Annotated in this window: 13 protein-coding genes; 3 read left to right on the top strand and 10 right to left on the bottom strand. The window is 61.2% G+C overall.

Annotated features, from left to right (window positions below; translation table 11 throughout):
* Positions 1 to 21: 21 nt before the first annotated feature.
* The 6 genes from HZB60_04295 to HZB60_04270 form a co-directional block, all read right to left on the bottom strand.
* Positions 22 to 576 (bottom strand): hypothetical protein, encoded by a 555-nt coding sequence (locus tag HZB60_04295; protein ID MBI5058991.1) that lies wholly within the window; start codon positions 574 to 576, stop codon positions 22 to 24.
* A 90-nt stretch (positions 577 to 666) separates the two neighbouring features.
* Positions 667 to 1,704 (bottom strand): hypothetical protein, encoded by a 1,038-nt coding sequence (locus tag HZB60_04290; protein ID MBI5058990.1) that lies wholly within the window; start codon positions 1,702 to 1,704, stop codon positions 667 to 669.
* Entirely contained in the window at positions 1,679 to 4,207 is a 2,529-nt protein-coding gene (priA, locus tag HZB60_04285; GenBank protein ID MBI5058989.1) for a primosomal protein N', read from the bottom strand. Before priA ends, HZB60_04290 begins: the two co-directional genes overlap by 26 nt.
* Positions 4,208 to 4,209: 2 nt before the next feature.
* Entirely contained in the window at positions 4,210 to 5,523 is a 1,314-nt protein-coding gene (gene der / locus HZB60_04280) for a ribosome biogenesis GTPase Der (GenBank protein MBI5058988.1), read from the bottom strand.
* Positions 5,520 to 6,752, bottom strand: a complete 1,233-nt coding sequence (locus HZB60_04275) for a T9SS type A sorting domain-containing protein (protein ID MBI5058987.1) — start codon at positions 6,750 to 6,752, stop codon at positions 5,520 to 5,522. Before HZB60_04275 ends, der begins: the two co-directional genes overlap by 4 nt.
* A gap of 2 nt (positions 6,753 to 6,754) precedes the next feature.
* Positions 6,755 to 9,577: a T9SS type A sorting domain-containing protein gene (locus HZB60_04270; protein MBI5058986.1), complete on the bottom strand. Its 2,823-nt coding sequence runs from the start codon at positions 9,575 to 9,577 to the stop codon at positions 6,755 to 6,757.
* A gap of 161 nt (positions 9,578 to 9,738) precedes the next feature.
* Between HZB60_04270 and HZB60_04265 the strand changes: the two genes are divergently transcribed.
* Positions 9,739 to 10,857, top strand: coding sequence for an SPASM domain-containing protein (locus HZB60_04265; protein ID MBI5058985.1), 1,119 nt, complete (start codon positions 9,739 to 9,741; stop codon positions 10,855 to 10,857).
* Positions 10,858 to 11,138: 281 nt separating this feature from the next.
* On the top strand, positions 11,139 to 11,414 hold the full coding sequence (locus tag HZB60_04260) for an RNA-binding protein (protein ID MBI5058984.1): 276 nt from the start codon (positions 11,139 to 11,141) through the stop codon (positions 11,412 to 11,414).
* Between the two features lie 157 nt (positions 11,415 to 11,571).
* On the opposite strand, the gene HZB60_04255 is transcribed toward HZB60_04260, so the two are convergent.
* The 3 genes from HZB60_04255 to HZB60_04245 form a co-directional block, all read right to left on the bottom strand.
* Positions 11,572 to 13,353 carry a hypothetical protein gene (locus HZB60_04255; protein MBI5058983.1) on the bottom strand — a complete coding sequence of 594 codons (1,782 nt, stop codon included), beginning with the start codon at positions 13,351 to 13,353 and terminating at the stop codon, positions 11,572 to 11,574.
* Between the two features lie 332 nt (positions 13,354 to 13,685).
* Positions 13,686 to 15,830, bottom strand: a complete 2,145-nt coding sequence (locus HZB60_04250) for a T9SS type A sorting domain-containing protein (protein ID MBI5058982.1) — start codon at positions 15,828 to 15,830, stop codon at positions 13,686 to 13,688.
* Positions 15,831 to 16,379: 549 nt separating this feature from the next.
* Entirely contained in the window at positions 16,380 to 16,715 is a 336-nt protein-coding gene (locus HZB60_04245) for a helix-turn-helix transcriptional regulator (protein ID MBI5058981.1), read from the bottom strand.
* A gap of 225 nt (positions 16,716 to 16,940) precedes the next feature.
* On the opposite strand from HZB60_04245, the gene HZB60_04240 reads away from it, so the two are divergent.
* Complete coding sequence (locus HZB60_04240) at positions 16,941 to 17,300, top strand: cupin domain-containing protein (protein ID MBI5058980.1); 360 nt, start codon at positions 16,941 to 16,943, stop codon at positions 17,298 to 17,300.
* A gap of 604 nt (positions 17,301 to 17,904) precedes the next feature.
* Here HZB60_04240 and HZB60_04235 read toward each other — a convergent pair.
* Positions 17,905 to 18,375 carry a hypothetical protein gene (locus HZB60_04235; GenBank protein MBI5058979.1) on the bottom strand — a complete coding sequence of 157 codons (471 nt, stop codon included), beginning with the start codon at positions 18,373 to 18,375 and terminating at the stop codon, positions 17,905 to 17,907.
* Positions 18,376 to 18,502 lie beyond the last annotated feature (127 nt).

Genomic DNA, 18,502 nt, shown 5'->3' with positions numbered 1-18,502 from the left:
AGTTGCTCGCCAACGTTCCGCTCAGTTCACGACGGGTCGCGTTGAAACACGCCGCGGCGTCGTCAGTCCCATAATCACACCCAGCGCGACGGACCATAGCGCGGCAAGCCCCATCTGATAGTCGCGCGGCAGCATGAACGTCAGCGTGTGCGCGGGAATCCAGAACCAGAGCAGGGTGAGCCACGCCGTACGCAGACCCGTCCAATTCCACTGCTGCACGATCAGGTTGTCCTCGATGCGGTGAAAAAACATCATCTGCGGACCGAACATCAGATTCGTGCACACCGAGAGCGCGTGCGCACCCAGCAAGCCGCCGCTGAACGCCCGCGGCAGCAACTCGTGATCGATCAGTGAGCTGACGAAGCCGCGCATCCCGACGAAACCATACTTGATGATGATGCCCAGCAGCGCCCAGGCCACGACCTTGTGCGCGACCTGCAGCGGTGTGCCGGGCAGTGTCCAGCTGCGCCGCTGCAACGAACGCGATATCGTCTCGCCAAGCGTGCCGAGCACCGCGAATTGAATCGCGGCCGAAAAAATCGGATCCCGTGTAACCCAGTCCAGATACCAGTTCATGACGATGTGCTGAGTTGAATTGCGATGCAGTCCGGCGGGGATGCAGTTCCCGCAGGGCGAGCGACGATCCGAGCGCGTTGCCGTGCGGCACTACGGCTGCTTGTCGGATGGATCGGGGTTGTTAGCGTCGTGCTTCCGTTCGCGAATGAGCTCGTAATTGATAACGTACGGTGGATCGCCCGGCTCACCGTCGCGCGGTTCGCGGCGATCTTCTTCCCGCCAGCGCTCCAAGGTGCGCTTGCGCCGACGCCACGCCGCATAACCGCCCACCAGAATCAACAGCACGAACGCCCCGGACACCCAGAGCTCCGTGTCCGTGAACCAGCCGCCGCCGTAAGTTGTGGCCAACGTCTTCGCATAATCCTGCTCAAAGGTCGAGAGCCGCGTCAACAACACTCGCGGCATCGCCTCCTCAAACGCCGCGCCCTGCCGCACCGCATGAATCAGATTGCCGATCCCCGACCAGCCAAATCGCTGCTGTAACAGCTGCACGGCCACGAGCGATTCGGCGTAACCCTGCCGCGCTTCGTAGTCGTTCATCGCCATCAAACCCTCGAGCTGCGACAGGCGATGCACGCGCCGCGCGGAGACGGCCCGCGAAAGGGTCGCCACATCCATATAGCTGACCTGCCCCGCGACGAGCTGCGCAACCCCTTCATCGAACCAGCGTGGAAAGTCCGCATGCGGAGCACCGACTTCCAACAACAGATGCACATACTCATGGACCGCAGTCTGCGGCAGCGGACCGTAAGGCAAGCCGAACCGCGGCGATTTCAGTACCGCGACTTCGCGGTCGGGATAGGCAATCCCGTTCGCCCACAGCGGAGCGCCGGCGGTCACGCGCGCCCATTCAGCCTTCGAGGGCGTGATCACGAACGTCACCGTATCCGCGAGCGTCAACCCGAGCTGCTGGTGGACAACCGGAACGGATTGCGAGAGCGACGACAACAGCGACGCGACGACTTCCGCGTCTTCGGGACAATAAACGATCCGATAGCGTCCCGACTCCTGACGCAGGTACTCCTGCGCCCGACCCTGAGCCAGAGCGGCGTGCGCTATCGACAGCAGCAGCAGCAGTAAGCCGAGCCGCAGGCGGCGCGCGCTAATTGATCGACTGCGGATCAACATCGATTTCGAGTTTCACTCCCGGCTCCGCCTTCTCTTTGCGAAAACTATCGACGGCACGACGGACGGCTTGGCGCAAGCGCTGACCGGCGGAGTCCGCCTCCCGACGCACCCGCGCCAGCATCGTGTAGCGATAACGATCCTCAATTTTCAGCACAATCGCGGGCGCCGGACCGAGAATATCCACGAAGGGATCCGCTTTCTTTAATAACGTGCGGAGTTTCAAGAGGGCCCGCGCACACGGCGATTCCTCGCGGGCGACGGCGCGAATCAAGATCAGGCGCGAGTACGGCGGGAAGTTGGAGCGATCACGTGTGGCAAGTTCCGCCTCGGCGAACTCCCGCCAGTTCTGCCGCAGCGCCGTCTGAATCACGGGATGGTCCGGCACGGCCGTCTGAACCAGCACCTCGCCGCGCACGTCCCGTCGTCCGGCCCGGCCCGCCAGCTGCAAGATCAGGCTCGCGGCGCGCTCGGTTGACCGAAAATCCGGAAAGAACAACTCCGCGTCCGCGCGCACCACCGCCGCCAGATCAACACCCGCGAAATCCAATCCCTTCGCAATCATCTGGGTCCCGACCAGAATATCATATTCATGCGCGGCGAAGGCCGAGACCATTTTCGCGTGCTTGCCCGCTCCGCTCGCGGTGTCTGAATCCATGCGCAGAATCCGCGCGGCGGGAAACAATGTGGCGAGCTCGTCTTCCAACCGTTGCGTGCCGATTCCGTAACGCGAAAGCTGATCCGATCCGCACTTGGCGCAGCGCGCGGGAACGGCCTCCCGCTGATCGCAATAGTGACAGCGCAGCACCTGTCCCTTGCGATGAAAGGTCAGACTCACCGAGCAGTGCGGACACATCGGGATATCGCCGCAGGACTTGCAAATGAGGAATGGCGAATGACCGCGACGGTTTTGCAGGAGCATCACCTGCTTGTGCGCCGCCACTGTCAGCGCAATACGGGTGCGCAATTCTTCACTTAGAATCGGAGCTTCAGGCGCCGGCTGTTGCCGTTTGAATCTGCGCTCCTTGTATTGCTCGTACGAATCGTCAGCCGCGACCGCCGGTTGGTACGGAATCGCCCGGGTCAAGGGATGAACGGCGCCGCCGACGCGCTCGGGCAATTCCAGCAGCCGGTAGCGACCGGCTTGCGCGTGGTACCACGACTCCATACTGGGCGTCGCACTGCCCAGCACGACCGCGGCTTGCGCAAGCCGCGCGCGCATCAACGCGCAATCGCGCGCGTGATAGAGCGGCGGCGGCTCCATTTGCTTGAAACTCGCCTCGTGCTCCTCGTCGATGACGATCAGCCCGATGCCCGCCAGCGGCGCGAAGACCGCGCTGCGCGCGCCCACAACGACGGGGTATCTGCCGGCCGCGATCTGTCGCCATAGGTCATAGCGGACCGCGGGCGATTGCGCGCTGTGCTGAATCGCCACGCGGTCGCCGAACGCGCGATAAAATCGACTCCAGAGAAATGGCGTGAGTGCAATCTCCGGCAGGAGCACGAGCGCCGTCCGGCCCAGCGCGAGCGCGCGGCGAATCGCCTCAATATAGACCTGCGTCTTGCCGGATCCGGTGACGCCGAACAGCAGAAATTGGCGGGGCGAACCGGCTTCGACCGCTTCCGAAATCGCGCTCACGGCCCCTAACTGCGCCGGTGTGAGTTGCGTCGGGTCCGCGGTGTGCGGGACGTGCTCGTTGCGCGGGTCCCACCGGACATGTTCTTCCTGTCGAACATGCAAGTGCCCAAGTTCGAGCAGTCGCTTTAGCGCCGCGCGACGCGTGGCGCTCTCGCCCCGCAGCAGCTCCGCGCGCGTAATTCCGTCCGGCTCATAATCGTGGATCTCGCGCAGCAACTGTTGTTGATGCACGCTGCGCAAGGACGCAAACAGCGAGGTGGCATAGGCCGCGCGCGCCGGGTCAGAGAGGGTGAGCACCTGATCGTACTTCGTGCGCACCAGCGGCGGACGCAACAGCGGTCGCAAGTCGATCACTCCCGCCGCGCGCAGCCGCTTGAGCTCGGGCGACGCCGACGTGAGACCGAACCGGCGACGGAGTTGCTCCGCGGTCAGCGGTTCGGTGTTGAGCGCGGCGAGCAGCGCGCGGTCCGCATCGCTGAATTGCAGCGCGGAAAGCGATTCCAGAGCCTCCGGCGCCCCCACATACGTGTAATAGCGCTTTTCGTCCAACGAAATGCCCGCGGGCAGCGCGGCCTTGAGCACGTCACCCCACGGGCAGAGATAGTAATCCGAGATCCAACGCGTGAACTCGAGCAGCTCGGCGGAGAAAACCGGCAGGCTATCGAGGACGCTCTCGATGGGCTTGGTCGCCAGTGGATCATCCGCCAACTCCACCTCGATCACGAAACCGGTCAGGCGGCGATTCGCGAACGGCACGAGCACCCGCATCCCCGGCTGCACACGGTGCCGGTCGGCGGGCTTGACCCGATATGAAAACGCGCCGTCGATCGCGGGGACCACGACGCGCGCGCATAACACCGACGGCACGGCTACGTCTTTTGACGAAACGCCAGGCGTATCGGAACTCCGGTAAACCCGTATTGCTCCCGCAGCCGGCGCTCGAGGTAGCGCTTGTAGTGCGGAGCCAGAAACTCGGCATGCCGCATCCAGAATACGAACAGCGGCGGCTCACTCGCCGGCTGCGTCACGTAGTGAATGCGCAGATCGCGCCCCTTGTGCGACGGCGGCGGGTTTTCTTCCATGACCAGCTCAAGCAAGCGATTCAGCTCCGGCGTCGAAATGCGCTTCTGCCGCTCCTCGTGAATCTTCAGCAGCTGCTCCACGGTCTTGTGCACCCGCTGCCGCTCGAGTGAAGATATGAAAATCTTCGGTACATAGCTGAGACTGGGCAACTTCGAGTCAATCTCCGCTTCGAGGCGAATCGCCGTGTGACTGTCCTTCTCGACCAGGTCCCACTTGTTGATCGCGATCACAATGCCCTTGCCTCCATCCTCCGCCTCCTGCACGATCCGCACATCCTGCGCAACCAGCCCGTCGCGCGCATCGATCAAGACAACCGCTACGTCGCACTCGTCCACCGCCTTGCGCGTGCGGACCGTCGTATAGAACTCGAGCGCCTCCTCGACGCGCGTGCGGCGGCGCAGTCCGGCCGTGTCGATCAACGTGAAACGCTGGCCGTAATACGCGACTTCGCTGTCAATCGCGTCGCGCGTCGTGCCGGCCACGTCCGTCACGATATGCCGATTCTCGCCGAGAATCGCGTTCACAAATGAGGACTTGCCGACATTCGGACGCCCCACGACGGCCACCAGCGGGCGCGGGCGCGAGGGCGTTTCCGTATCCAGCGTCGGCAGTCGCGACCATAACAGGTCCATCAACTCCGCCACGCCGCGCCCGGAAATGGCGCTCACCGGAATCGGATCGCCCAATCCGGCCGAATAGAATTCGCCGACTTCCGGATCCTGCTTGGGTCCGTCAACTTTGTTCACGGCCAGCAGAACCGGAACCTTGCCGCGCTGCAACATGCGCGCGATCTCGAGGTCGATGTCGGCGGTCCCGGTCTGGGCGTCGGTAACCAGCAGCGCAATATCACACTCGTCGAGCGCGAACTCGACCTGCTCGCGAATCGCCGTCTCGAAAAGGTCGGCGGACTTCGGCACCCAGCCTCCCGTATCCATGACGAGCGCCCGGCGACCGTTCCACTCCGCGTACTCGACATGACGATCGCGCGTGACGCCCGGCTCGGGAGCCGTGATTGCCTTGCGCGTTCCGCTAATCCGATTAAACAGCGTTGACTTCCCGACGTTCGGCCGCCCCACGATGGCTATGACAGGATATTTCACTTGACGAGTTGCACCCTTACCGCTTGATTAAACTGCTGAGATTTCAATTGAACGATGTAGCTTCCGGCCGCGCGTCCGGAGAAGTCAAGGGTGATGTCACGCGCCGTGCCGCGCCCGAGCTCGCGCGATGATACCAGCCGTCCCAGCAGATCGAACACCTGCAATTGTGCCGGAGTAGTCAAGGGAGTTAGCGCAACGGTCAACGATGGATTAAACGGATTCGGATAGCACGTCACCAGTCGCACGGATGAGGCCACTTCGCGCGGCGGAGTGACGGAAGTTCCCGAATCGCGGAGCAGCAAGTCCACTTGCACGGGCAGGTGATCCGCCGCGTAATACAGCGCATCGGCCACGCTGTCCGGCACCGCGAAGTTCACCCCGGCGTTGATCGACTCGTTGAAATGCTGACCGTCGTTGCCGACCGCGCGGTAAGTCGCGGGCAGCACATACGAAGCGACCGTGTCCAGCAGTGCGGACGACACAAGAATGAAATCGAAGCGATCATCCATGCCGCCCGTTGATCCGCCGCCGAACGACTCCACGCGCGGCGACTGCGTGTGAATATCCGCGAATGTCGCGCTGTTGTTCCAGTCGCCGGGCCGGTCGATCGGGTCGAACAACTGTCCGAGTGGATTCGGATCCGGATCGAGCAAGAGCTGATAGGCGGGTTCGTCGGACGTGTAGAGATTGAAGTCGCCCATCACCATGAACATCGACCCGGCGGGCAGCATGTTCAGTTGCTGACGCAATGCGGCGGCCTCATCGCGACGACGTTGCTCGTTGTCGGTCCCTGAACTGGCCTTCAGATGGCCGGAATATAATCGTATCCGCGCGGCGGTGTCGAGCGCGAGCGGCTGGACCGTGTATTCCGCAATATCGCGCAGCGATGTCGGAATGATGCGCTGCGAGATGAACCGGACCTGGGACGTGCGATAGAAGAATGCGTTGTCCGTATCGGGGCCGTCGTGAAACTCCGCCGCCGCCCAATCGTCCTCAACCTGAAGATAGGCGAACGAGAGCAAGACATCGACCGCCTCCTCCGTGATGATTTCCTGATGACAGACGACGTCCGGTCGCACCCATTCGACCACCCGGCGAACATCGTCCACGCGGTCCATGTCCTGATCGCCGCGAAAATTGAGCACATTGTAGGTCATGACGCGCAACGAGTCGGCGCGGGCCGCTGTGGCGCTGCACACGATCAGCAAAATCCAGAGGGTGCGAGACAAGGTCATTTGAGGAGCAGAAGCTTCGCGTGGCGATCGCCCGCGGGGGTGTGAAGCGAGACAAAATAGGTCCCGCTGGGCAGGTCTCCGGCGGTAAGCATAATGCGCTGCTCACCCGCGGGCTGGGCCGCGTCGAGCAACGGGCGCACACGCCGCCCCGTCAGATCGTAGAGTGAGAGTACCGCGTGCCCGCCAATCGGCAGCGCGAAGCGGATCGTCGCGGAACTGTTGAACGGATTCGGATAGGCTTGCAGGAGCAACGGCGATTGTGGGACGATCCTGGGTTCGCGAAGCGCCGTGCCCAACGTGTGCAGCGTCCAGAAATGCCGCGCGCTGAGTTCACCGTCGCTGACCTCGACCGCAATCTGATCGGTGGCGCCCGGAGTCGCAAACAGGATCGTCGTCGTGTCCGTGCCGCTCACCGGATCACCGTTCCTATACCACGCGTATTCGAGCTGCTGTCCGTCAGGGTCGATCGCTTCGATGGCAAAGTGCAGGGCCGTGCCGGCATCGACCGAGTCCAAATCCGGCGGCGGAAGTGCCGAGGAAATCACGGGCACGCGGTTCAAGGATAGCGTCGTCAGATCGGCCCGGTACATCGAGCGGCCATACGTCGCGGCGGTCAAGGCATGCGTCGGTGCGTGCAGAACCAGATCGATCACCGGAACGCGCGGCAGGCCTTCACCGAGCGGATACCAGTGTTCGCCATAGTCCGGCGTCACATAGGCGCCAAAGTCCGACCCCACATAAAGCCGGCCGATGATCTCCGGATCGACGATCACGTCGTTCAATGGTCCCGCCGGAAGCTCGCCGCTGATGTTCGTCCAGTGCTGTCCCTGGTCTTCGCTGCGAAAAATATGCGCGTCGGTTTCGGCATTCCGATAGCCCGTGATCGTGACATAGCAGCCGTTCCGGTCATGCGGATCGGCGGCGACCTTGGTGATCCAGCGATTCGGCAACCCGCTCGATCGATTCAACCAATTCGTTCCCCCGTTCGTCGTCACCCAGAAATTCGCATCGTCCGTGCCGGCGTAGATCAGGTTGGGATCGAGCGCCGACGGATCGATCGTGGTGATCGTCCCGAACGGCAGATTGCCGGGGCCGCCGCCATCGGTCAGGTCCGGGCTGATCGCGCTCCAACTATCCGCGCGATTTGTCGTGCGATACAACCGCTCATTACCGTAGTATAACGTCTGAGAATTGTGCGGCGAGAGCGCGATGGGAGTTGACCAGTTCGTGCGCGCGCTGCCGTCGATCCCGTTCGTCGCATCGACCCAGCTCGCGCCGCCATCCTCGCTCCGATCCAGCCAGCCCCACTGATACTCCGCGTAAATGCGATCGGAATTCGTCGGATCGACAATCACATGGAATCCGTCCCCGCCGTGTATATTCTCCCAATCGCCGACCGCGCCGGTCAGCGTGCGCAGCGTGCCCTGATCCTGCGTGCCGCCGTAGCGCCGCGCGGGGTGCTGGGGATCGACCGTCGCCGCGTAGAACTGGTTGTTGTGCAGCCCGGTCAGAAAACTCCAGCCGTTGCCATTGTTGGTCGAAACATACGCGCCGCCATCGCAGCCCACCAGCATTCGCGTCGGTTGAGCCGGGTAGAACCAGAGTGCGTGGTGATCGACGTGCACATCGGTACCAATCTCGAACCAGTTTTGCCCGCCGTCCGTGGACCGCATCAGGATCTGCCCCAGCGCGAAGACCATGTTCGGATTGTCGGGCCGCACGCGAATATTTCCGAAGTACCAGCCGAAGTTCGCGTACATGCTGCCGAGGCCGCCGTCATTCACGCGGCCCCACGTCTCTCCACCATCCGTCGTCTTGAAGATCCCGAAAAAATAGCCCGGATCGTCGGCGTAGATCGCGTAGAGGATGTCTGGATCGGACGGACTGATCGCCAGTCCGATGCGGCCGATATTCGCCGCCGGCTGCGGCAGCCCGTCCTGCAAGCGCTGCCAGGATTGCCCGCCATCGGAGGTGCGGTAGATCCCGCTGCCGACGCCGCCAACCACGCGACGCTCCGGTGAGCGCAGGCGCTGCCAGGTGGCCGCGTAGAGGATCTGCGAATTCTCCGGATGTATCACGAGATCGCTGGCGCCGGTTGAGTCGTTCACATAGAGCACTCGACTCCAGCTTACCCCCATGTCGGTGCTGTGATATACCCCGCGCACCTCACTCTCAGCATAGAGTTCGCCAAGCGCGGCAACCCACAAGCTCGCGGGGTCCTGCGGATCGATCACCACCCGCGAAATATAGCGGGTCTCCGCGAGGCCAAGATGTTCCCACGTCGCGCCGGCATCGGGAGTGCGATACAGACCGGTCCCGAAATAGCTGAAGCCCGCTGAATTCGGCTCACCCGTGCCAACGTAGATTGTGTCCGGTCGCGCCACATCAATCGCCAGTGCCCCGATTGACTGCGTCGGCTGATCGTCAAAGATCGGAGTCCAACTCGCGCCGTTATTCACGGTCTTGAAGATTCCGCCGGAAGCCGAACCAATGTAGAAGAGTTGTGGATTCGCCGGATGCCCGACAATATCCGTCACCCGACCGCCGATATTGCCCGGTCCCGCTTCAATCCAGACCGGCGGATCGTCGAGCGTACGCTGCGAAAGCCGTTCGGCCTGTTCGGCCGCCGCCAGAAAGTCGGCCGTCGGGATCGTGACGTCGGGCCAGAGGCGCTGCTGCATGAACCACTCGGCGGGGTACGGCCCCTTTTCGGCCTCGCGCTTCGGCCCAAATCGACCGGACTTGGACTCCGATTCACCGAGGAGCAGCACGACCGCGTACAAGGCGATTGCCGTGAGGATTGTTAGAATTCGCGCCATGTTCAACTAAAACAATGCACTACCATCCTACACTGTTTGCATAATTTACGCATTTTCTCGCGCAATAACAAAGGTCGGGCGGCGCCAACCTGCCGCCGGCTGCGCTTGATAGTCTGCCATGTCATGCTTACATTGGTGCAATCGCATAGAAAAGGAGTCGGATGCTGCTGCCGAGAGGGTTTACGCTGAAGCCGGGACTGGCCTGGAACGTTTTCAAAGTTGCCGCGAGTTTCGGGCTGTCGCATGTGCTAAGACGGCCCGTGGTGTGGGGCGCGCCGCTGAATATCATGATGGAGCCGATCAGCCGCTGCAATTTGCAGTGTCCACTCTGCCCGATTGGCGCCCGCGAACTCAAACGCGATCTCGGCAGCATGACCCTCGCGAATTTCCGGAGCATTCTGGAAAACGTCGGACCGCAGGTGCGCGTGCTTGCGCTCTGGAATCAGGGCGAGCCGACGATCAACGACGAGCTGCCGGAGATGATCCGGTTCGCTCACGAGCGCGGCATCTACACGATGACCTCCACCAACGGCAACCTGATGTTGCGGCGAAATCTCGTGAACCGCCTGATCGACTCCGGTCTCGACGAGCTGATCTTCTCCATCGACGGTCTCACTCCGGAGTCGTACAAGATTTATCGCATCGGCGGCGAACTGGAGACCGTCGTGCAGGGCATGAAAGCCGTGCGTGCGCGACGCGACGAGCTGAAACGCAAGACGCCGCGCATTATCATGCAGTGGCTGCCGATGAAGCACAACGAGCATGAGATTCCGTACCTGCGCAAGACGGCGGCCGGATGGGGCGCCGATTCGGTCGAAATCAAGACGACGCAGGTCTATACCGATCAGCAAGCCGCGGATTATCTCCCCGGCCTGGAGAGCTTGCGCCGCTATCAGCGAATCGGCGAGCGCTGGGAAACCAAACGCCGCTATCAATCTTGCAAGCGGCTCTGGTTCTCGACGATGATCGATTGGAACGGAACGGTTGTGCCCTGCTGTTTCGATAAGGATGAAGACTATCCGATGGGCAACGCGCTGCATCAGGACTTCCGCGAAATCTGGCACAGCCAGCTGTATAATGACCTGCGCACGACATTGATCCGGGAGGGCCGCGTCAAAGAAATGTGCCAGAACTGTACGGAGGGCCTGAAGAGCTACTATGTGCCGCTGACCAAACTGGAAAAGCTGGCCGAGGGCGGCTTCAACCGAACCGGGATCGGGGAGGCGGGAATAGCCCTCCAGGCCAAGCCGGAGAAAGAGCAATTATCGCTCAAACGATGACCCCGGGCGGGATGTTCTATTTCCAACCTATTGTTTTCATGTATGTTAACTTAGGAATAGGAATCGGCCCTATTTATGCGTATATTGTCCGCATCGTGTGCTAAGGGATTTATCCTCCCTCACACACGCTTTTGAAATCGCTCCAGTCGGAGCTCGTCGCAGGCCCGTGTCACGAGAATGCTCTTCGTTCGTTCGCAGTTCGAGAATCTTTCTTCGGCTTGACGATCGGTAAGGTGGCAATCATGGGGATACCATCCTCGCAAGTTGGAAAGGATTCAACAATGGTAAACATCTACGTGGGCAATCTCGCCTACAGCACAACGGAAGACGATCTGAGAAACATGTTCTCAGCGCACGGACAGGTCGATCGCGCCAGCCTCGTCATGGACCGCATGAGCGGCCAGAGCAAGGGCTTCGGCTTCGTCGAAATGCCGAACGAAAAGGAAGCGCGCGCCGCGATGAGCGCCCTGAACGAAATGGAGCAGGGCGGCCGCAAGATGATGGTCAACGAGGCCCGGCCGAAGGAAGACCGTCCCGCCCGCCGCGACCGCTACTAAGCGTTAATCCGCAACGTGAAAAAGAGGGCCGACCCGCAAGGGTTGGCCCTCTTTCGTTGCTCCAAACAGCAGACAATCTCTGCATGAGCAGGAGGTGTAGTCCCGTTTTCGAATCAGCGTCCCGCTGTACCGCAAAATGGAAACGCGGAGCGCCCCTTCAGGGCGCCACCGCATACACCTTGTAAAACGTGACCGGTGCCGCCGAGATCTCCAGAGTTGCGCTCGTGCCCGGAGCCGCGACGACGATGTAGTTCGTGAACGAGCCGTCGCAATTGGTATCGTAATGGAGGCGGTAGCCGGTCGCGCCGGGCACCGCGGTCCAGTGAAGTTGAATCTGCGACGAATTGACCGGACCCACCGTAAGCACCGGGGTCGCTAACGCGCCTCTGCCATAGCGCAGATTCGCGTCATCGTACCAGAGCGATCCGTCGCCCGACTTGTAGAGACAGGTCCGCAGCGCGGTGGCACCCGCGGGGACGTCCGCGCGGAGAACCAGTAAACTCCAATTGCCCGATACGGAATCCACCTCTGCCCCGGTCACTTCAGACAGATGTGGTGTGTCCGGAGTCGTGTCCGCGCTCGCATACCACCGGATGCCGAGCAGCGGTTGCGCCGCTCCTTCCGCGTAGCACCAGACCCGAAACTCCACCGACGTGTCCGCCGGCACCACACAGTAGATGTGCTTGCCTTCCGTGGACGCGCCAATCCCGCGCATCGTGGCCGCGTCGCCGAATCGATAACCGTAGCGACCATGCCGATAGTGAGTCGGATCCTGTCCGTCGCCCTCCGGCACCGTGCCCCCGAGCGGCGACCAGCAAAGATTGTATTCCAGAACCTCGTTGTGACCGTCCGGCGACGTCCAATATGTGACCGTGTCCCGCGCTTCGAACGTGCCGTTGTGCGGATACGATATATTGCCCTCTCCTTCCCACGCGACAAAATCCTGATACATTTCATCCATCGTCTGATACACGGCTTGACCCGAGGAAACGTAACCGTCCAGCATCGTCAGCAGCGAATCCCACGCGTGGAACTCGGCATAGTCAATTCCGCCGCCGGACTTGAATTCATAGTCGTGAACCGTCAGATAGCACACGTTGATCCGCTCCGGATCGCCCGCCAGCCAGTTTTCCTGCATCAGCGAGTCCACCACCGCAAAGCTGACCTGCTCGTTCGGATTCATCCGACCCGAAACTGCGCCGTCCGGAAGCAGCACCATGGCGCCGTTGTAATACGAGTCCAGCACCCCGCCCCGATAGTCGTTCGTCAGGTCATGGCCAACGCGCCACGGATTGACGGCCGTCGCCCAGGCATGGCCGCCGGTCGAACCGCCGGGCGGATTCACGTTGTTCCAGCCGGTGACCCACTCATACCCGGTCGCGGAAAGAGCAGGCACCCACCGCAATGTCGGAAAACGGCTCCACAGTCCGCACACCCCGCGAATCGGCTGCCCTGCCGCCGCCACCTTCACATCACGGCGACGGTCAGCCGATAGCGCATACTGCGCGTACGTCAAACTCGCCTCGGCGATGTTGTCCTCGGTGAAGGGCGGGCAGAACTTGTCCCGAAAACCGGGCATGTCCGCCGGATAGTGAATGTGTGAGGCGACGCAAATCACCTCGGGATGCAGAACCATGTACGGCACTGACCCGCGAACTCCCGCCCCACCCCACACCGGAGTGCTCAGCGCGTTCCCCAGACCCATCTCAAACGTGATCTTGGCGCCATGCCGCGCAAACGCCGTCATCAGACTGTCCATCACCACACACGTGCTGAGGTAGTCCTGCTCGCCGTTGGCCGTACATGGCCGGTTCGTCTGCGGCTCGTTGTGCAATTGCAGCCCGATCCGCAGCAGACCATCCGCCCGCGCCAGGCATGGCAGCAGACCCAACGTCACGACCAGTATTCGCCCAAGCGTCTTCCGGCTTAGCCTAATCATCTGTCCTCCATGCTGTCCATGTGCTTTGCGACTTAGCGCATCACGAAAGTGCTCTCTATTTGCTACCGAGGCTCGGGGGATCGACCAACACGGTCCATCCCGGAATCGTCATCACCGCCCAGTTGTGCCCGGACGGGATACGTCACGCCGTTCGCTGGGGGCTGGTCGGCCCGGCGCAACCCGATGGTCGCAAGCAAATTGCCGGCCGACTCCCGACGTCTGATTTCCTACAAGTTACCGGGCCTCAAGGACCCGAGTGGGAGGTGCGTGCGCCGGAAAGCGCAAGGGATGCGCAAATCCGGAGCACCGCGAATTCCGATCGACTCCAGGCGCTACCTCAAGAGGCACACCTTCCGCACCGCCCGATATTCCCCCGCGCGCAACTTCACGAAATACACTCCCGACGCCGCTTCGCCCGCGTCCCACGTCACGATCCGGGCACCCGCCGGTTGCAACCCGTCGGCGAGCACCGCCGTCTCGCGGCCCAGAACATCGTGAATCGTCAGCGTTACGGCTTCAGTTTGCGGCAGCTCAAACTCAATCTGCAATTGCAAATTGAACGGGTTCGGATAGCAGGCGCGCAACGCCGGAGCTCGCGGCAGCGCCGGTGCGGCGCGATCGTCCGCCGCAAGTCCGTCCGCATGCGCGTACACGCCCCAATGCAGCCAATCGGCGACGTACACGAGCGTATCCACGATCGTCAATCCCACGCAGTTCGTCGGCGTGTCATAGAACGCAACCAATTCGGGTAGATCGCGGTTCCAGAGCGAATAAACGCTGAAGCCCGCCGCTTGATCGGCCACATAGAGCAGTCCGTTTGCCACATGGATCTCCCCCGCAAAACCGCGCGTCGTGACGCGACGAATCAACGCCGGATGCGCCGGATCGCTGATGTCGATCACCGCAAAGCCGTGGTCTTCGACGGTCACGTACGCGCGGTCGCCGTCCACGGCGGCGAACAGCGCCCGATAGACCGTGTGAAACTGCGTAAGCTCCACTGGATGCGCCGGATCGCTGAGATCGAAAACAATCAACCCCATCTCGCCGGCCGTGCCGTACGCGTAGCCGGCGGCGAGCGTGATGCTCCAGAGTTGATACTCGACGGGAACCCCGTAGACCTCTTGCGGATTGTCGGGGTCGGCGAGATCATACGTGAGCAGCCCGCCGAAGCCGCCGGCCACATACAGGTATTGCCCGGCGTGCGCAATCCACCAGATCGCATCGGACGTCGCAACATCGTTGATCCACACCGGTGCGACGGGGTCGCTGATATCGACCACGGAAAAGCTGTAAAGGGAGGCCGTGTACAACCGGTTTCCCACCGCCACGGAGTTAATCATCATCCCCGACAGATCCAGCGCGCCCACCGGCACCGGATGACGCGGATCGGCAATGTCCACGACGTTCAGCCCGTATTCGCCCGCGGCGATGTAGGCAAAATGATCGACGATCGTCGTCGTCTGCAGGTAATCGGTGTCAACGAAGGCCACCTCGGCGATGGCTTCCGGATCGCTGATATCGATGATGCGCGCCCCGTGATAGCCGGCAGCGAGATACGCGTAGGTGGAATCGCAGGCCACGCCCCATGCTTCAAACTCCGGCGTATCCATGAATCCGTACACGGTCGGCGATAGCGGCTCCGTGCAATCGAATACATAGAGTCCGAGGTAGTGACAGTCAACGAACAAGAGCGGCCAGCGCAGCGCCAGCGCCTGAGCACCCATGGCCTGAGCGAAGACGCCGATCTCGTGCGGATCCGCGGGAATCGTCGCATCGATGATGTGCAGGCCGTCACCGGCCGCCGCGTAAACGACCGAATCGTGGACCACCACGTCCATGAAACCGGGCTGGTTCGTGGTCTCGCCGACCAGTTGCGGAAGCGCCGGGTTCGAGGTGTCAAAAATGGAAAGCCCGCTCTCATAATCCGCAATGAAAGCAAGCGAACCCAGGAGATCCACGCCATACGCCTGATTGCGAGTCGCTGCCGTGCCGACGACGACCGGCGAGTTTGGATTCGTGACGTCGGCGATCCGCAACCCGCCCGAACCGCTCGCCGCATAGAGGTAACCGCCGCGTTCGATGAGATCTTGGGCGCCGCCGAACTGCGTCACTTCGCCCAGCCGCTGCGGCGCCGCCGGGTTCGTGACGTTCACGCAAACCAGCCGCGCGGAGACACCGACATACGCCGTGGCGCCGTGCGTCGTGATGGCCGTCACGCTGCCGCCGAGATCGAGCGCCGCGATCTCCGCCGGCCGCGTGCGGTCCGCGATGTCGATGACGCGCAGACCGTTCCAGAGCGTGGCTGCGTACAAAATGTCGCCGTCCACTCTGACAGCTTCGGCAATCGCCCAGTTGTCATAGAGCTGACTGAGCCGTTGCACATTCAAACTGTCCTGTGCGTAAGCGTCCGTCATTCCGCAGCCGAGAACTGCGAGCAGTGCCACCCACAGGCGGCCCAAATAGGAGAACCGTGCCATCGTTGCCTCCGCAAGGTGTTGGATTTCAGAGCATGTAGGAGAAATTGAAGTGCAAGGGATCATCGCGTCCGGAATAATACCGTCTCGAATGCCGGCATCCTGTTGATTCGGCGGAAAGCCGCTCGGGCCAGCGACCTACTCCGCGGCTTGCACACGGAGTTTGGCAGGTGCAGAGGCATCGCCTGCGCCACCGCATCACCGTCCAATCTTGTGCGTGACCCGCGCAGAACCGGGTCTCCCCTCGCTCCTTGGGGAGCGAGGGGGGTGCGCGTCTTCGCGCTTCGGACATTCTCCGCCGTGGCGGTCGTCCCCGGCCGCCCGGAATCGAAGAGTCGCCGGAGCAGGGTCTCCAGACCCTGTCGGAATCTACCTCCGCCCTTCCCTCACCTTTTGTAAGGGATCATCGTAGGGGCGGGTCCGCGACCCGCCCGCCGTGGCTCCGCACAGCCGTGCGCGAAATCGAAAATCTGTTTGGCGCCGCACGGACATGCGCACTTCGTACCAACCTCTCCGCAGCCGGGCACACGCCGCACCGCCGCCGCGTACAGGTCATCCTGCATTCAGTTCGTCGGCTCTGCTCATTCCCCAGCTGCAGGCAAGCTCCAACATGGGTTTCAGGGTTTCGCCGCGTTCGGTCAAGGAGTACTCAACTTTCTGTGGAATCTGACTGTAAATCTTGCGTGCGACAACCCCATCGCGTTCAAGTTCCCGCAGCTGACGAATCAGCATTCTCTGTGTACATTCAGGGATGAGCCTTCGCAGCTCACCGAAGCGCTTGATCCCATCTCTGAGATTCCAGAGGATTAGCGTCTTCCATTTACCCCCGATAATACTCAGGGTGAACTCGATGTAGCAATCGAATTTCTGATCCTGCACTTGGAACATGGCTTCCTACCCCGGTATACTTTTCGCCACTATGTCACATTCTTGTGCGCTCTTGCGAAAGCGCAAGTCACTCGTTATATTGTCGGTGAACGCCTGAAACGAATTCCCGCGCATCAGATCAACGAAAGAAGAATCGGAGCAATCATGAAATCCTTGTCACTGGTACTGGCCCTGTGCGCGCTTGTCCTTTCGGCTGCCGCGCAAACTAAAGCAACTGATCAGAATCTGAACACAGCCGCGCTGAAGAGTTTTGCAAAACCGGATGAGATTCGCGAATTCCCCAAAGGACATTTGGAACTCATGACCATCGGCGGTGTGACCATCGGTCGCGCGGTCTTTGAGCCGGGTTGGCGGTGGTCAACTTCACTGCAGCCGGTGGCCAAGACCAAGAGCTGCGAAGCGCCGCACTTTCAGTATCATGTGTCCGGCGTGTTGAAGGTTCAAATGGACGACGGCACCGTGTATGAGTGCAAACCCGGCGATGTGTCGCTGCTGCCCTCAGGCCATGACGCTTGGGTTGTCGGAGACGAGCCGGTGATCGTTGTGGATTGGCACGGCATGGTCAACTACGCCGCCTCAAAGTGAGCGTACCCGATAGGGGCGGGCCCGCGACCCGCTCTCCGGTTGCGCCGCACAGCCGTGCGCGAAATCGGGTATCTTCGTAGCGCCGCATGGATATGCGCTCGGGAGAACGCGGCCAACTGGCAGGGAGGCGAGACGTGGGACGATTCTAATCGTAGGGGCGGGTCCGTGACCCGCCCTCCGTGGCTCCGTACAATCGTATGCTCCCGACCTCTCGGCGCTCGCGGTAGGGACAACTCCGCGCGGTTGCCCACCCTGCTGCGCAATGCCACGCACAGCCGCGATCTGCTCTCGCTCACATATCCCCCCCCCATTCATGGGGGGCAGCGGGGTGAATCTTCGTCGGATCTCGCCCTGTTCACGGGAGGGCAAGAGGGGGCTCGGGATTCTCTTCCCGAGCGGCGCACATGCCAATACATGCGGCTGCGAAAGGAATCTCTGTACTTATTCATCGCGGATTGGATTTTGCGACCAGTTGACGAGCCCTTTCTAGTCGTTTTCTAGTCTTTTCGATCTCGCTCTCAGGGGATCTATTTCTGTAGCTGGCAGGCAAGTTGAAGAACAACTCCCCCCAATGAATTACCTTGTCCCACAGTTTCAGCTTGCCCTAGGCGGAGGTGATTCGATCTATGTCGTATCCAACCTGTAGCTCGCCAGCGTTTCTTGGATGGAATTTCTTTCCAAGTTCAAGCAAACCCAAGACATATGGTTCGGCACTCGCAATCACCTGAGCCGGAGTAGGATTCTTGGTATCAAGCCAGATCTTGTTTCTGTTTTTTGATATGGATGAAGCGTTAAATTGCTCGAGGAGTTCATAGTCTCGGTTCCGCGCATGTAAATATCCGCTTCGCAACTCTCCGGTTTCCATGTACAACTCAATATCGGGATTGCTCATCATGGCAAATTCGAGATAGTCATCACTTACAGAGGCAATTTTCTTTCGGCCTCCCATCGGGCGAGTACGTGTCACGTCATCCTGATCATTAGTGACGGTGACAATGATGGCTTGTGCGCCGGGATCAGAGTCGTCTAGTTCTCGCAGTAGACGAAGCTTCCGTGAGCGGTGGACTGCACCCATCGGACTGGACAGTCAGGGGTTGATTTCGTAGATTAGGGGCGGGGCAACAAAGGAGCCAAGGATGCCACGTCAGAGACGGTCGTTCAGCCCGGAGTTTAAGCGGCGGGTGGTGCAGGAGCTGGAGTCG

This window comes from candidate division KSB1 bacterium (assembly GCA_016214895.1).
In the GTDB taxonomy this organism is placed as follows: domain Bacteria; phylum Electryoneota; class RPQS01; order RPQS01; family RPQS01; genus JACRMR01.
Note: the sequence above shows the minus strand (reverse complement) of the source record. Positions and strands in the feature narration are given on the sequence as shown.

Excerpts from the sequence above, each read along its gene's own strand:
- HZB60_04295 (MBI5058991.1), bottom strand. The coding sequence starts at position 576 with ATGAACTGGTATCTGGACTGGGTTACACGGGATCCGATTTTTTCGGCC.
- HZB60_04290 (MBI5058990.1), bottom strand. The coding sequence starts at position 1,704 with ATGTTGATCCGCAGTCGATCAATTAGCGCGCGCCGCCTGCGGCTCGGC.
- HZB60_04270 (MBI5058986.1), bottom strand. The coding sequence starts at position 9,577 with ATGGCGCGAATTCTAACAATCCTCACGGCAATCGCCTTGTACGCGGTC.
- HZB60_04265 (MBI5058985.1), top strand. The coding sequence starts at position 9,739 with ATGCTGCTGCCGAGAGGGTTTACGCTGAAGCCGGGACTGGCCTGGAAC.
- HZB60_04260 (MBI5058984.1), top strand. The coding sequence starts at position 11,139 with ATGGTAAACATCTACGTGGGCAATCTCGCCTACAGCACAACGGAAGAC.
- HZB60_04255 (MBI5058983.1), bottom strand. The coding sequence starts at position 13,353 with ATGATTAGGCTAAGCCGGAAGACGCTTGGGCGAATACTGGTCGTGACG.
- HZB60_04250 (MBI5058982.1), bottom strand. The coding sequence starts at position 15,830 with ATGGCACGGTTCTCCTATTTGGGCCGCCTGTGGGTGGCACTGCTCGCA.
- HZB60_04245 (MBI5058981.1), bottom strand. The coding sequence starts at position 16,715 with ATGTTCCAAGTGCAGGATCAGAAATTCGATTGCTACATCGAGTTCACC.
- HZB60_04235 (MBI5058979.1), bottom strand. The coding sequence starts at position 18,375 with ATGGGTGCAGTCCACCGCTCACGGAAGCTTCGTCTACTGCGAGAACTA.